Source organism: Serratia sp. SCBI (assembly GCF_000747565.1).
Lineage (GTDB): Bacteria > Pseudomonadota > Gammaproteobacteria > Enterobacterales > Enterobacteriaceae > Serratia > Serratia ureilytica.
In genome coordinates this window covers 1,114,502-1,129,785 of record NZ_CP003424.1, presented here as the reverse complement: position 1 = coordinate 1,129,785, position 15,284 = coordinate 1,114,502, and the positions used below count along the sequence as shown (strand labels likewise).

At 61.1% G+C, this 15,284-nt stretch carries 12 protein-coding genes; 2 read left to right on the top strand and 10 right to left on the bottom strand.

Going from position 1 to position 15,284, the window contains the following annotated elements; all coding sequences use genetic code 11:
- Positions 1-107: 107 nt before the first annotated feature.
- Positions 108-1,760 carry a bifunctional UDP-sugar hydrolase/5'-nucleotidase UshA gene (gene ushA / locus SERRSCBI_RS05235; RefSeq protein WP_033651116.1) on the bottom strand — a complete coding sequence of 551 codons (1,653 nt, stop codon included), beginning with the start codon at positions 1,758-1,760 and terminating at the stop codon, positions 108-110.
- A gap of 178 nt (positions 1,761-1,938) precedes the next feature.
- On the opposite strand from ushA, the gene SERRSCBI_RS05230 reads away from it, so the two are divergent.
- Both SERRSCBI_RS05230 and ybaL read left to right on the top strand, forming a co-directional pair.
- Positions 1,939-3,159 carry an MFS transporter gene (locus tag SERRSCBI_RS05230; RefSeq protein ID WP_033651115.1) on the top strand — a complete coding sequence of 407 codons (1,221 nt, stop codon included), beginning with the start codon at positions 1,939-1,941 and terminating at the stop codon, positions 3,157-3,159.
- A gap of 245 nt (positions 3,160-3,404) precedes the next feature.
- Complete coding sequence (gene ybaL, locus SERRSCBI_RS05225) at positions 3,405-5,096, top strand: YbaL family putative K(+) efflux transporter (protein ID WP_004940247.1); 1,692 nt, start codon at positions 3,405-3,407, stop codon at positions 5,094-5,096.
- Between the two features lie 54 nt (positions 5,097-5,150).
- On the opposite strand, the gene SERRSCBI_RS05220 is transcribed toward ybaL, so the two are convergent.
- From SERRSCBI_RS05220 to SERRSCBI_RS05180, 9 genes are all read right to left on the bottom strand, one after another.
- The gene (locus SERRSCBI_RS05220) at positions 5,151-6,455 is read right to left on the bottom strand and encodes an inosine/guanosine kinase (protein ID WP_033651114.1); all 1,305 of its coding nucleotides are present in this window, start codon (positions 6,453-6,455) and stop codon (positions 5,151-5,153) included.
- Positions 6,456-6,545: 90 nt separating this feature from the next.
- Positions 6,546-7,508, bottom strand: a complete 963-nt coding sequence (gene hemH, locus SERRSCBI_RS05215; protein WP_004940253.1) for a ferrochelatase — start codon at positions 7,506-7,508, stop codon at positions 6,546-6,548.
- A 119-nt stretch (positions 7,509-7,627) separates the two neighbouring features.
- Positions 7,628-8,791 (bottom strand): glycerate kinase, encoded by a 1,164-nt coding sequence (locus SERRSCBI_RS05210; protein WP_042783809.1) that lies wholly within the window; start codon positions 8,789-8,791, stop codon positions 7,628-7,630.
- A 9-nt stretch (positions 8,792-8,800) separates the two neighbouring features.
- Positions 8,801-10,066 carry a GntP family permease gene (locus SERRSCBI_RS05205; RefSeq protein ID WP_042783808.1) on the bottom strand — a complete coding sequence of 422 codons (1,266 nt, stop codon included), beginning with the start codon at positions 10,064-10,066 and terminating at the stop codon, positions 8,801-8,803.
- Between the two features lie 119 nt (positions 10,067-10,185).
- Positions 10,186-11,319, bottom strand: a complete 1,134-nt coding sequence (locus SERRSCBI_RS05200) for a sugar diacid recognition domain-containing protein (protein WP_033651111.1) — start codon at positions 11,317-11,319, stop codon at positions 10,186-10,188.
- 166 nt (positions 11,320-11,485) lie between these two features.
- A complete protein-coding gene (adk, locus tag SERRSCBI_RS05195; protein ID WP_004940261.1) occupies positions 11,486-12,130 on the bottom strand; it encodes an adenylate kinase in 645 nt (214 codons plus the stop codon).
- A gap of 202 nt (positions 12,131-12,332) precedes the next feature.
- Complete coding sequence (gene htpG / locus SERRSCBI_RS05190; protein ID WP_033651110.1) at positions 12,333-14,198, bottom strand: molecular chaperone HtpG; 1,866 nt, start codon at positions 14,196-14,198, stop codon at positions 12,333-12,335.
- A gap of 142 nt (positions 14,199-14,340) precedes the next feature.
- The gene (recR, locus tag SERRSCBI_RS05185) at positions 14,341-14,946 is read right to left on the bottom strand and encodes a recombination mediator RecR (RefSeq protein ID WP_004940263.1); all 606 of its coding nucleotides are present in this window, start codon (positions 14,944-14,946) and stop codon (positions 14,341-14,343) included.
- Positions 14,946-15,275, bottom strand: a complete 330-nt coding sequence (locus tag SERRSCBI_RS05180; protein ID WP_004940264.1) for a YbaB/EbfC family nucleoid-associated protein — start codon at positions 15,273-15,275, stop codon at positions 14,946-14,948. Before SERRSCBI_RS05180 ends, recR begins: the two co-directional genes overlap by 1 nt.
- Positions 15,276-15,284: the final 9 nt, after the last annotated feature.

Genomic DNA, 15,284 nt, shown 5'->3' with positions numbered 1-15,284 from the left:
GACGCCGTTTAAAACGGCAACGCTGACAAAAGGCGTTGATGCAGTGGAGAAAAGCGAGGGGGGAACGGCGCCCCCGCGACAAGCGAGAGCGCCGTTCCGCGACGCCCCTAGCGATAGACGATTTCGCCCTTCGGCTCGTAGGCCGCCGCATCCAGCGGCGAGTGTTTCTCGATGTACTGCTTCAGCACTTCGGCATCGATAAAGCCGGTGTTGACGTAGCTCGGCAGCCCGTCCAGCTTCGGATAGCCGTCGCCGCCCAGCGCGTTGAAGTTCAGCGTCGCCATGCGGTAAGTTTTATCCGCCTGCAGCGGCTGGCCGTTGATCTTCACCTCGCTGACGCCCTTGCCGTCCGCCACCAGGCTGACGTTGGCGAACTGGGCATAGGCGCCGGAATCCGGCTTCATGTTGGCCACCACCGCCAGATACTGTTCAACCTCGCGGCCTTTCATATCGACATGCACCAGCGTGTTGCCGAACGGCTGCACCTTGAGCACGTTCTTGTAGGTGATATCGCCGCTTTCAATCGAATCGCGCACCCCGCCGCCGCTCATCACGGCGAAGTCGGCGTCGGCGCGCTCCCTCTGCGCCGCCAGCATCACCCGCGCCAGGTTGGTCTGCACGAAGCGCACCTTGCTGCGATCGCCTTCAAGCTTGCCGTTGACGCTGCCGATCTTCACGCCCAGCTGCGCCTTGCCCTTATCCTGGAACGGCGTCAGCAGCTTCATCATGGTCGGATCTTCCGCAATCTGCTGGGTGTAGTACACGCGCTCGCTGGTGCCGTCGGCTTTCTCCACCTTCTTCTTCAGGTTCACCGGGATCAGCTGATAATGCACCAGCTTCAGCTCGCCGTTGCGGAATTCGAAATCGGCGCGCCCGACGTATTTGCCCCACTCGTGCGCCTGCACGATCCAGGTGCCGTTCTGACGATCCGGCGAGCATGGCGTGCCCGGCACATAATCCGCCTGTTTGCGGTTGTCGCCGGCCATGCACACCGGATCCTGCGAGTGGCCGCCGACGATCATGTCGAGATATCCCGCCGGCAGGCTGCGCGCCATCTCCACGTCGCCCGGCGCGTTAGAGCCATGCTCGCCGTTGTCGTAGTGCCCCATATGGGTGGCGGCGATGATCACGTCCGGCTTCTCGTCCTTGCGCAGTTGCTCCACCACCTGCTTCGCTTCCTGCGCCGGCACGCGGAACTCCATGTCGGTGAAGTACTCCGGATTGCCTATCTTGGCGGTGTCGTCGGTCGTCAGGCCGATCACGGCAATCTTGATGCCCTGTTTGTCGAACAAGGCGTAAGGCTTGAACAGGCGCTGGCCTGTGCTTTTCTGGTAGATGTTGGCGGACAAGAGCGGGAAGGTCGCCCACTTCTCCTGCTGGCGCAGCACGCTCAGCGGGTTGTCGAATTCGTGGTTGCCGATCGCCATCGCGTCGTAACCCACCAGGTTCATGCCGCGGAAGTCCGGCTCGGCGTCCTGCAGATCCGATTCCGGCACGCCGGTGTTGATATCGCCGCCGGACAGCAACAGCACGCTGCCGCCCTGCGCCGCCACTTCGCGGCGAATGCCGTCCACCAGGGTTTTCTGCGCGCCCAGACCGTATTCACCGTGATCGTTCTGCCAGAAGTGACCGTGATGATCGTTGGTATGCAGAATGGTGATGGCGTAGGTCTTATCCTTTTCCCAGGCACTGGCGGCCCCCGACAGCAGCGTCAGGGATACGGCCAACGCGCATGCGGTGGTTTTCAGCGAAAAACGCATGGCGGATCTCCGTGTATTAAATGGCTTTTATGATGAGGGCGAAATTGTAGCGCGAATTAATGACAGCTGATTTCAATTTTTTGCGATGTGAGTCTGATTATTTCAGATATGGTAAAAATTGAACGCCCTGCCTAAGATGTCATCTCTGTGCTCAACAACTTATCAGGCTAATAATAATATGACCGACAGTAGCCAAAGCGCGATGCCGCCCGCCAAGGGCAGTACGGTAAAGAGGACCGCTTTCTCCATCCTTGGCGCCATCAGCGTGTCTCACCTGCTCAACGATATGATCCAGTCGCTGATCCTGGCGATTTATCCGATCCTGCAAGCCGATTTCCACCTCAGCTTCGTGCAGATCGGTATGATCACCCTGACCTATCAGCTAACGGCTTCCCTGCTGCAACCGCTGATCGGCTATTACACCGATAAACACCCGCAGCCTTACTCACTGCCTATCGGCATGGGCTTTACCCTGTCCGGCCTGCTGCTGCTGTCGGTGGCGAACACCTTCCCGCTGGTGCTGCTGGCGGCGGCGCTGGTGGGCACCGGCTCATCGGTATTCCACCCGGAATCCTCGCGCGTGGCGCGCATGGCCTCCGGCGGACGACACGGCCTGGCGCAGTCGCTGTTCCAGGTCGGCGGCAACTTCGGCAGCTCGCTCGGCCCGCTGCTGGCCGCGCTGATCATCGCGCCTTACGGCAAAGGCAACGTCGCCTGGTTCACGCTGGCGGCGCTGCTGGCGATCGTGGTATTGCTGCAGGTCAGCAAGTGGTACCAACATCAGCATCGGGCGGCGAAAGGGCAGCCGAAAAGCCCCGCAATGCTGAAACCGTTGCCAAAACGTACCGTCGCCTACTCGCTGGGCATTCTGCTGGTGCTGATTTTCTCTAAATACTTCTATCTGGCCAGTATCAGCAGCTATTACACCTTTTATCTGATACATAAGTTCGGCGTTTCGGTGCAGAATGCGCAAATTCACCTGTTCGCCTTCCTGTTTGCGGTGGCCGCTGGAACCATCATCGGCGGGCCCCTTGGCGACAAGATAGGGAGAAAATACGTTATTTGGGGCTCAATCCTTGGTGCAGCGCCATTTACGCTTATTTTACCCCATGCATCCCTGTACTGGACCGGCATTTTGACGGTGATCATCGGGGTTATTCTCGCCTCCGCTTTCTCCGCCATCCTGGTCTACGCACAGGAGCTGATCCCCGGTAAAGTCGGCATGGTTTCCGGTTTATTCTTCGGTTTTGCTTTCGGTATGGGCGGGTTAGGCGCGGCAGTTCTTGGTTATGTCGCGGATTTGACCAGTATCGAGCTGGTCTACCAAATCTGTGCTTTCCTGCCGCTGATCGGCATTATTACCGCGCTACTGCCCAATATGGAGCATAAACCGCAATAACCCCGCGAACTGCCCGGATGAAAGTATTTATTCATCCGGGTTATCCTACGGATAAATCAATGTTATTTGGTTTATCTGGCACAAAACTCCCTCATTGCCGCGCCTTAAGCGAAATCCTCTGCTTTTTTACAAAAAAGGCCAAATTAGCCAAGCAAGCCGCGAACAAATGCAATAAACTAAATGTATCTTTTCGTAACTTTGTTGCGTTTCTCCCGTGCCGCGATGCATAGCCAGAAGGAGTATGGATGCATAATTCAACACCGCTCATCACCACCATCGTCGGAGGGTTAGTACTCGCCTTCCTCCTCGGTATGCTGGCGAACCGCCTGCGCATCTCACCCCTGGTGGGGTATCTGGCCGCAGGGGTGCTCGCCGGCCCGTTCACCCCCGGTTTCGTCGCCGATACCTCACTGGCGCCGGAACTGGCGGAAATCGGCGTTATCCTGTTGATGTTCGGTGTTGGCCTGCACTTCTCTTTGAAAGACCTCCTCGCAGTAAAATCTATCGCCATACCCGGCGCCGTGGCGCAGATAGCCGTCGCTACCCTGCTCGGCATGGGGCTGTCCAAGCTGCTCGGCTGGGATCTGATCTCCGGCCTGGTGTTCGGCCTCTGTCTCTCCACCGCCAGCACCGTGGTGCTGTTGCGCGCGCTGGAGGAGAGGCAATTGATCGACAGCCAGCGCGGGCAAATCGCCATCGGCTGGCTGATCGTCGAAGATTTGGCGATGGTGCTGACGCTGGTATTACTGCCCGCCTTCGGCAACATGCTGGGCAACGACAACGCCAGCAGCAGCCAACTGCTGATGGAACTGGCGCTGACCATCGGTAAGGTCATCGCCTTCATCGCGTTGATGATCGTGGTCGGCCGCCGCCTGGTGCCGTGGATCCTGTCGAAAACCGCCAGCACCGGCTCGCGCGAGCTGTTCACCCTGGCGGTATTGGCGCTGGCGCTTGGCATCGCCTACGGCGCGGTGAAGCTGTTCGACGTCTCCTTCGCGCTGGGCGCCTTCTTCGCCGGCATGGTGCTGAACGAGTCCGAGCTGAGCCACCGCGCGGCGCACGACACCCTGCCGCTGCGCGACGCGTTCGCGGTGCTGTTCTTCGTCTCGGTTGGCATGCTGTTCGATCCGATGATTGTGATTAACGAACCGCTGGCGGTGCTGGCGACGCTGGCGATCATCGTGTTCGGCAAATCCGCCGCCGCGTTCCTGTTGGTGAAAATGTTCGGTCACTCCAAGCGCACCGCGCTGACCATCTCCGCCAGCCTGGCGCAGATCGGCGAGTTCGCCTTTATTCTGGCAGGCCTCGGCATCGCGCTGGGCATGATGTCGGAACACGGGCGCAATCTGGTGCTGGCCGGCGCCATTTTGTCGATCATGCTCAACCCGCTGCTGTTCACCCTGCTGGAGCGCTATCTGGCCAAAACCGAAACCATCGAAGAGCAAATTCTCGAAGAGGCGGTGGAAGAAGAGAAGCAGATCCCGGTGGACATGTGCAACCATGCGCTGGTGGTCGGCTACGGCCGCGTCGGCAGCCTGCTGGGCGGCAAACTGGCCGAGGCGGGCATTCCGTTGGTGGTGATCGAGAACTCCCGCCCGCGGGTGGAAGCGCTGCGCGAGCAGGGTATCAAGACGGTGCTGGGCAACGCCGCCAATCCGGAAGTGATGGATCTGGCGCGGCTCGACTGCGCACGCTGGCTGCTGCTGACCATCCCGAACGGCTATGAGGCCGGCGAGATCGTCGCCTCGGCGCGCGCCAAGCGGCCGAACATCGAGATCATCGCCCGCGCCCACTACGACGACGAGGTGGCCTACATCACCGATCGCGGCGCCAATCAGGTGGTGATGGGCGAACGGGAGATCGCTAACAGCATGCTGAACATCCTGCAGCTGGATACCCTGAGCGAAGAAGAAAAAATGGGGGGCTGCCCGATCTGAGGCACCGCGCACAAAAAAAGGTCCGGCATGCCGGACCTTTTCTTTTTCAGCGGGTTAACGCTCCCAATAGGACTCTTCCAGGCTGTCTTCGCGCTCCGGCAGGCCACGAGTGAGACGCGGCGAATGCTGGTTCAACACCTGGTAGCTGACGCGGTTGGCGTATTTGCACACCTGCGCCAACGAAGAGTATGTCAGGTAACTGCGCACGTGCTTGCTCGAGTTTGGCACGTTGTGGCGGTGATAACCGTTGGCGGCGATATCGTGCAGCAACGCCGACAGCGCGCCGTCGCCAGCGCCGTTGGTGTTCATGATCTTCTCCGGCCCGCCCATATACGGCGCGATGTGCGAGTAAACGCGCAGCGGATGCTCACAGTGTTCGCGGCGCATGGCGCGGCTGAACTCGTAGCGGTTGAACTCGGCGATATGCCCCGGCAACAGCGGGTGCTGGGTCTGACGCTTGTTGGCCTCTTCGGTGTAGCCCGCCATATACAGGCCGTTCGGCCCGGCGGTGCACAGCACCAGATCCACCCACTCCAGCGCCATGTCCGAGGCGGTCAGCGGATCGCTCAGCCCGGTCAGCTCCAGCGCTTCGTCTTCGTTCATCGCCAGAATGGTCACATTTTCCTTCAGGAAGTCGCGCCACCACTGCGGGTTGTCGGCGATCACGTACTTGGTGCCCAGGGTCAGCACCACCGGCACATCGTGCTTTTTGGCGTATTCGATCGCCTGCAGGGTAGCCTCCTTTATCGGCTCCCCTTCCTTGCAGCGCACCAGATAAGAGCTCAGCACCAGCGCCGACGCGCCGGCGATCACCTCTTCAGGGATGCTTTCCGGGCGCAGCTGGTTCATCTGGCCGGGGTTGATGGCGAAGGTGCGCTCGCCGCTTTCGCCGATCAGCGTGAAACAGCGGCCGATGGCGCCGTCAACGCCCTGCAGATAGTTAAGATCGGTGCGGCTGGAGGTATTGCACAGATAACGGTAGGCGTAGCTGCCGATTTTCACGTTGCTGCACATCACGCCGAGCAGCACCGAGCGGTCGTCCGCCAGCACCGAATAGTTGTGCATGGTGTTGCCAATGGTGCCGCCGGCGAACTGATGGGTGACCAGGTTGTTTTCATTCAATTCCTGATACAGCGCCTCGGCGACGTCATCTTCGATCACCAGAGAGTGGCCCAGGCTCAGGCCGTAGCGCTGGACAAAAGCGTCGTCCACTTTCGCCTCGATATCCACCAGCGTCTGGTCGATGCCGACGATATACGAGGTGCTGATTTCACTTTCGGGCTGGGCCTGCTGCAGAAGCGGATCGCGGGCGCTCACCGGGAAATAGTGTTTGGACTTGCGTTTACCAGGAAATTTCATGTGATTGGTGGTGGTGGCGGTTTAACAAGCGGAGAATGTTAACACATCCCCGCCCGATCACGATGCATCTAATAGACAGATTATGGATGATTACAGACGCTGCGCCACCAGTTGTTGCATCATGTCAATATGCGCCGGCTCGTCGTTCAACGCAGAGATGTATTCAAATTTCTCGCCGCCGGCCTTAAGGAAGATCTCGCGGTTCTGCTCTTTAATCTCTTCCAGCGTTTCCAGGCAGTCCGCTGAGAAACCGGGGCAGATCAGCTGAATGTGCTTCACGCCCTGCGCCGGCAGCCCTTTTAGGGTCTCATCGGTATACGGCGTCAGCCAAGGCTCGCGGCCGAAGCGCGATTGGTACGTCATCATCACCCGCTCCGGCGCCAGCGGCAGCGTCGCGCTCAGCGCTCGCAGCGTATCCTCGCAGCGCTGCGGGTAGTCGTCGCCCAGCCGCGCATAACGTTTGGGGATGCCGTGGAAAGACAGCACCAGCCGGTCCGGCTGGCCGTGCTCGGCGAACGAGCGCTCCACGCTTTGTTGCAGCGCGGCGATATAGGCCGGGTGTTCGGCGTAATCGCGAATGAAGGCCACAGAAGGCAAGCGGCGATAGCCTTTCAGCACCCGCGCCACGCCATCCCATACCGCCGCGCTGGTGGAACAGGAATATTGCGGATAGAGCGGCAGCACCACCAGGTTGGTCACGCCCTGCGCCAGCAGCTTGTCGATGGCTTCCGCCAGGCTCGGCGAGCCGTAGCTCATGCCCAACTCCACCGGCGTATTCGGCATGCGCGCCGCCAGCGCCCGCTGTTGGCGGCGGCTGTACACCAGCAGCGGCGAACCCTCTTCCATCCACACCGACTGATAGAGTTTCGCCACGCGCGGCGAGCGGATCGGCAGGATCGCGCCGTTGAGGATCGGCCACCAGATCAGCGGCGCCGTATCGACCACGCGATCGTCACTGAGGAATTCCTTCAGATAGCGTTTGACCGCCGACGAGGTCGGCGCATCTGGCGTGCCCAGGTTCACCAGCAATACGCCGTGTTTCTCTTGCTTCATCTCAGTTCCCCTCATTTCCTTTCCGGCCGGCATTCCGTTCTGGGTCGGGATGTCAGCAGCCATTAATGCCGGCTATTGTAACGGAAAAGTCCTGCGTCGAAACCGATAACAGCAACAGGCTATGCCTGTGGGCATCTTCCTTGCGCCAGCTGCCATACCGCCGCCACATTGCGCGCCGTCACCTGCAGATTGCGATCGGCGTCCGCCAGCGCGTCTTCCAGCGTCACGATGCGATCGAGCACCGAAAACGCCGCATCGATGCCGTGCTGATGCACCACCGGATAATCCGGCGCCAGGCTGCCGGCAATGGCGATCACCGGCACGCCGTGACGCTTGGCTACCCGCGCCACGCCGATCGGCGTTTTACCGTGGACAGACTGGCTGTCCAGCCGCCCTTCGCCGGTGATCACCAAATCGGCATCGCGCACCGCTTCATCCAGGCGCAGGGTTTCAGTGACAATCTCGATGCCCGGCCGCAAACGCGCGTTGAGCATGCCGAGCAGCGCCGCCCCCATGCCGCCCGCCGCGCCCGACCCTGGCTGGGCCAGCACGGCGCGGCCGGTTTCCCGTTCCAGCAGTTCGCCGTAGTGATGCAGCGCCGCATCGAGCTGCGCCACCATCTCCGGCGTCGCCCCTTTCTGCGGCCCAAATACCGCCGACGCGCCCTTTGCACCGCACAGCGGGTTATCCACGTCGCAGGCGGCGGTTACGCTCACCCGCTGCCAACGCGCGTCCAGTCCGGCGAGATCGAGGTGCGCCAGCTGCGCCAGCGCCGCGCCGCCCATTGGCAGCGGGTGACGAGCCTTATCCAGCAATTTAACGCCCAGCGCCTGCATCATTCCGGCGCCGCCGTCGTTGGTGGCGCTGCCGCCGATGCCGAGAACGATCGCCTTCACGCCGCGATCCAACGCCGCCAGCATCAATTCGCCGGTGCCGTAACTGGTGGTAATGCGCGGATCGCGCCGGTTGGGCGGCGCCAGATGCAGCCCGGAGGCGGCGGCCATTTCAATCACCGCGGTTTCGCCGTCGCCCAACAAGCCATAGAACCCCTGCACCGGATCCCCCAGCGGGCCGGTGACCGTCACCTGAACGATTTCACCGCCGGTGGCCGCCACCATCGACTCCACCGTCCCTTCACCGCCGTCCGCCATCGGCAGCTTCACGTAGTGCGCCTGCGGGTAAATCTGACGGAATCCCCGCTCGATGGCGTCGGCGACGCCGAGCGCGCTCAGGCTCTCTTTGAAAGAATCCGGGGCAATAACCACTTTTTTCAGCGTTTTCATCACTGTTCCTTATCCCGCCAGGTTAAATACGCCAAACATCAGCGCCGAGATTGCCGCGATGGTGAACCCCACCAGCGTTTCATACGGCAACAGTTTGAGCCGCTCGTGCACCGCCATATTGACGCTGCCGCCGGTGGCGTGGAAGAAGCTGCCGTGCGGCAGGTGATCCAGCACCGTGGCGCCCGCATGGATCATCGCCGCGCCGGCCAATCCGCTCACCCCCAGCTCAAGCAGCGTGGAGCTGAACACCCCGGAGGCGACGGCGGTGCCGGCGGTGGTCGAGGCGGTCGCCATCGACATCAGCGCGCCGGACAGCGGCGCCAGCAGCCAGGCCGGCAGCCCGGTGTGCGTCAAACCGGTAATCAAGACATCCTTCAGCGCCGAGTTGGCGATAATGCCCGCCAGCGTGCCGGTGCCGAGCAGCATGATCGCCACCGGCGCCATGCGCGACAGGCCGGAGACCATAAACTGATTGCACTGACGAATGCGCCCCATCAGCAGCGCACCCGCCAAACCGCCGGCCGGCAGCGCGATCAGCGGATCAACGGCGATACCGGCGATCGGCCGCAGCGACAGCAGCAGGATCGCCACCAGCGGCGCGCTGATCGCCGCAGCGAAGCCCGGCCGCGCCCCTTCGGCATGCTGAGTCAGCTCTTCAGCCATCACCCTGCTACCTTTATCGCTCAGGCGACGCGCCAGCAGATAGGCCACCACCAGGCCGCACAGCCCCGGCACGATGCCGGCCATCATCACCGAGGTGAGCGGCACGTGGAAGTTGTCCGCCGCCGCGATGGTGTTCGGGTTGGGCGACATCACGTTGCCGGCCTTGCCGCCGCCGATCATCGCCAGCAGGATCGCCGCACGAGAAATGCCGGCCTTTTGGGCGATCGACAGCGCGATCGGCGCGACGGTGATCACCGCCACGTCGATAAACACCCCCACCGCCGTCAGGATCAGTGTAGCCACCGCCAGCGCCAGCAGCGCGCGGGTTTCGCCCACCTTGCGTACGATAGTTTCGGCGATGGTGTGCGCCGCGCCGGATTCGATCAGCACCCCGGCCAATACCCCCGCCGCCAGAATGCGCATCACGGCGTTGGTGATGCCCTGCGCCCCGCCGATCATCAGCGTCACGGTCTGCACCAGATCGGCGCCGCCGCACAGCCCGCCCGCCAGCGCGCCGGCAATCATGCCGTAAGCCGGTGGAACCTTGCGTAGAATCAGGACGATGGCGACGGCTAACGCCACCAGCGCCCCCAGAGTGGATACGGTTGTCATTGTTGTTTTCTCCGTGGTTGATGTGCAGGCCAACATATCCCGCGCGCCCGGCGTTGGCCTGAGGGGAAACAACAAAAAATCGCCGAAGGAACGGCGCGGAATTTGTGGGTTGGCACAACTCAGTCGTGCATCAGCATGCCGATATACAACCGCAGAGAGTCAGTTAATTGATTGATTTTCATGCCGGTTATGGCTTCGATGCGCTGCAGGCGATAGCGCAGGGTATTGACGTGAATATGCAGCTGCGCGGCGGCCTGCGTCTGATCACAATTCTGCGAAAAATAGTGGCGCAGCGTGGCGCGCAGCACGCCTTTTTCATCCTGTTCCTCCAGCGTCCGCCAGGGGCGCCCCAGCTCTTGCGCTCGCCAGTCCTCCCCGAGATCGCACAGCAGCGACGGCAGCGGATAGTCGTGGTAGAACAGCGTGGCGTGGCGCAATTTCAGGCGCTGCGCCATCGCCTGGGTGGCGCGCGCGGTCAGGCTGGAGCGGTAGGCGCTTTGCGGATCGTCGTAGAAACCGCCGACGATCAGCCGCACCCGAAAGCGATGCTTTAGCTGGTTTTGCAAACGCTGCGCCTGTTGGCGCTCCAGCTTCAGGCTCCACTCGCCTTGCGCCATGCTGGCCGGGCGCAGCAGGGTCATTTCATTGAAGCCGGTAATGGCGATCAACGCATCGCGCTGGGTGGCCTCCAGCTCAGCCAGCAGTTCGCGCAGCAGGTGCGGCTGCGCCTCTTGCAGCTCGACGATCCAGACGATGCGCGCCTGGCGCAGATCCAATCCCAGATACGCCGCCATCGCTTCCAGCGACGCCGTGTTCGGCTGCGGCTGCAACAGCTGGTTCGCCAGCTCTTCCCGGTAGCGTTTTTCCCACTGGTGCTGATCCAGCAGCGCCGCCTGCTCCACCATCATCTCCGCCGCCATTTTGACCAACTCGGCGTAGGCGCGCACCTCGGCCGGCTCGCCGGAAATGCCGATCACTCCCACCCGCTGATTGCGAAAGCTGAACGGCAGGTTGATGCCGGGCCGCACGCCCTTCAGGTGTTCGGCGGTGGCGCGATCGATTTCCACCACCCGATTCTCCGCCAGCGCCAGCACCGCGCCTTCATGACGCTGGAACAGACGCTGCGGGTTGCCGGAGGCGATGATCACGCCGTTGCTGTCCATCACGTTGACGGAATGGCTGATGATGCCCATCGCCCGCTGGACGATCTGGCGCGCGGTGGCTTCCGCCAGAAGTTTGGTCTGTCTGAGCATGCCGGCTCCCTGCTGAGGATGAAAACGCAGGCTTGTTATACGCCATTTGGCGCGGGCGATTAACGGGCACGGCCGCAACAAGCCGCCGCGATCACAATTTGGCGGGAAAACGGCAAAAAAAAACGACCGGGCCACAGGCCCGGCGTCATGCACAGCCAGCTTGCTATCAACCGAGGATAGTCGCCAGCTCTGCGCTCACTTCGGCCACCTTGCGGGTGCCGTCGATTTTGCGGTATTGGGTGTTGCCCGCTGCCGCTTCTTTGCTGTAGTAAGAGATCAGCGGCGCGGTCATCTGATGGTATTCCACCAGGCGCTTGCGCACGGTCTCTTCCTGATCGTCCTTGCGCGTGGTCAGCTCTTCGCCGGTCACGTCGTCTTTGCCTTCCACCTGCGGCGGATTGAACTTCACGTGGTATACGCGGCCGGACGGCGCGTGCACGCGGCGGCCAACGATGCGGTCAACGATCAGCTCGTCCGGCACGTCGAACTCCAGCACGAAGTCCACGTTGATGCCGGCTTCTTTCATCGCGTCAGCCTGCGGAATGGTGCGCGGGAAGCCGTCCAACAGGAAGCCCTTGCGGCAATCTTCCTGAGCGATGCGCTCTTTGACCAGCGCGATCACCAGCTCATCGGTCACCAGCTTGCCGGCGTCCATGATCTCTTTCGCCTGCTTGCCCAGTTCACTGCCGGCCTTCACGGCTGCGCGCAACATATCACCGGTGGAGATTTGCGGAATGCCGTATTTCTCCATGATGAATTGAGCCTGAGTACCTTTACCAGCGCCCGGAGCGCCCAGCAGAATGATACGCATTGCGTAAATCCCCTTGCTATGTAGTTTTTATAAAATTGCGAAAACGCTCAACGATACCATTTCAGGGGGGGCAGGCTCAAGGCGCGCGAAGGAAATCGATTGCGGAACATGCAAAAATTCAAGCGAACAAAAGAGGGGAAAATGCAGGGAAAAACAGGAAATGCGCCCCTAACGGTGCCGTTAAGGGCGCATATAATCAACTTCAGGCGGACAGCAACTTGTTCATGCGGCGGATGAACAGGTTCGGATCCTCCAGCGTGCCGCGTTCAGCCAACAGCGCCTGATCCAAAAGCAGGTCGATCCACTCGGCGAAATGTTCGTTATCGCCCACGTCGGATGCGCGTTTGACCAACGCATGCTCAGGATTAAGCTCGAAAATGTACTTCACTTCCGGCGCCTGCTGGCCCGCAGCGGCGAACAGCTTGGCCATCTGGGTGCTCATCTCGTCGGCGTCGGTCACCACGATCGCCGGCGTATCGGTCAGGCGGTGCGTCAGACGCACATCCTTCACGCGGTCGCCCAGCAGGGTTTTCACGCGTTCGATGAACGGTTCCAACTGCTTCTCGGCCGCCTTCTGCTCTTCGGTTTCATCCGCCAGTTTATCCAGCGTTTCATCCGCCTTGCTGACCGACTGGAACGGCTTGCCGTCGAACTCGGTCAAGTAGCTCATCATCCACTCGTCGATGCGATCGGACAACAGCAGCACTTCGATACCTTTCTTGCGGAACAGCTCCAGATGCGGGCTGCTCTTGGCGGCGGCGTAGCTGTCGGCGGTGATGTAGTAAATCTTTTCCTGCCCTTCCGCCATGCGGCCGACGTACTCTTCCAGCGACACGGTCTGCGCCGAGCTGTCGCCGTGGGTGGTGGCGAAGCGCAGCAGTTTGGCGATCGCTTCCTGGTTGCCGTTGTCTTCCGCCGGGCCTTCTTTCAGCACCAGACCGAACTGCTGCCAGAATTTCTGGTAGCCTTCGGCGTCGTCTTTGGCCAGCTTATCCAACATCTGCAGCACGCGCTTGGTCAGCGCGCCGCGCAGGTTCTGCGTCACGCGGCTGTCTTGCAGGATCTCGCGCGATACGTTCAGCGGCAGATCGTTGGAATCGATCAGGCCGCGCACGAAGCGCAGATAGTTCGGCATGAACTGCTCGGCGTCGTCCATGATGAACACGCGCTGCACGTACAGCTTCAGGCCGTGCTTGTGATCGCGGTTCCACATGTCCCACGGCGCCTGCGCCGGGATATACAGCAGGCTGGTATATTCCTGCTTGCCTTCCACCCGATTGTGGCTCCAGCTCAGCGGATCGGTGAAATCGTGGGCGATGTGCTTGTAAAACTCTTTGTACTCTTCGTCGGTCACGTCAGCCTTGCTGCGGGTCCACAGGGCCTGCGCCTTGTTGATCTTCTCCCAGGTGACGGTGCCGTCTTCTTCATTCTTGCTTTCGATCTCCACCGGCAAGGCGATGTGATCGGAATATTTGCCGATCACCGAGCGCAGGCGCCAGGCGTCGAGGTACTCATCTTCGCCTTCGCGCAGATGCAGGGTGATTTCGGTGCCGCGGGTTTCTTTGGTGATGTCGGCGATGGTGTAGTCGCCTTCACCGGCGGACTCCCAGAACACGCCCTCGTCATCGGCGGCGCCGGCCGCGCGGGTGCGCACGGTCACTTTGTCCGCCACGATGAACGCCGAGTAGAAACCGACGCCGAATTGGCCGATCAGTTGGCTGTCTTTCGCCTGGTCGGAACCGATGGATTCCAGAAACGCTTTGGTGCCCGATTTGGCGATGGTGCCGAGGTTTTCGATCACTTCTTCGCGGCGCATACCGATGCCGTTGTCGGCAATGGTCAGGGTGCGCTGCTCTTTATCGAAGGACAAACGCACGCGCAGCTCGCCGTCGCCGGCATACAGCTCCGGCGCGGACAGAGCGCGGAAGCGCAGCTTGTCGGCGGCGTCAGAGGCGTTGGAGATCAGCTCGCGCAGAAAAATTTCTTTGTTGGAGTACAGCGAATGGATCATCAAATGAAGCAGCTGTTTTACTTCAGACTGGAACCCGCGGGTTTCTTGACCTTTCATACTCATTGATTACCTCAAAGACAATGGCTACCAAAATCGAACAATGAGGATCAGATGAGGGTCAGGGTCTTGTTTTTCAAGCGGACGGCGGGAAATTTTTGGCAAAAAACAATGGGGCCGGGCGGCCCCATCCGGGAAAACATCAGAACTTGATGGCGTGGCGTCCCGCCAGCGAATGCGACAGCGTGGTGCCGTCGACCATCTCCAGCTCGCCGCCCACCGGCACGCCGTGGGCGATGCGGCTGGCGAGCACGCCATACTGGCCACACATCTCGGCGATATAGTTGGCGGTCGCCTCCCCTTCCACCGTCGGGTTGGTGGCGAGGATCACTTCGGTGATGCTTTCCTTTTCCAGCCGTTGCTCCAGGCGATCCAGACCGATATCGCCCGGCCCGATGCCGTCCAGCGGCGACAGATGCCCCATCAGCACAAAGTAGCGCCCGGCGAACTGGCCGGTCTGCTCGATGGCGTGGATATCCGCCGGGCTTTCCACCACGCAAATCTGGCCGTTTTGCTGGCGGCGCGGATTGGCGCAAATGGTGCAGACGTCCTGCTCGGTGAAGGTGCGGCAGTCGGCGCAGTGGCCGATCTCCGACATCGCGCGCGTCAACGCCTGCGCCAGGCGCATGCCGCCGCTGCGATCGCGCTGCAGCAGCTGAAACGCCATGCGCTGAGCCGATTTCGGGCCGACGCCCGGCAGGCAGCGCAGCGCCTCCATCAGGGATTCAAGGAGCGGGCTGGTTTGCATCAGAACGGCATCTTGAAGCCAGGCGGCAACTGCATGCCGCTGGAGACGGAGGCCATTTTCTCTTTCTGGGTCTCTTCGATGCGGCGCGCGGCGTCGTTAAACGCAGCGGCGATCAGATCTTCCAGCATCTCTTTGTCGTCTTCCATCAGGCTTGGATCGATTTCCACGCGGCGGCAGTTGTGCGCGCCATTGATGGTGACTTTCACCAGGCCGGCGCCAGATTCGCCGGTCACTTCCAATTTGGCGACTTCTTCCTGCATCTGCTGCATTTTTTCTTGCATTTGCTGGGCTTGCTTCATCAGGTTGCCCAGACCGCCTTTACCAAACATAGTCGTCTC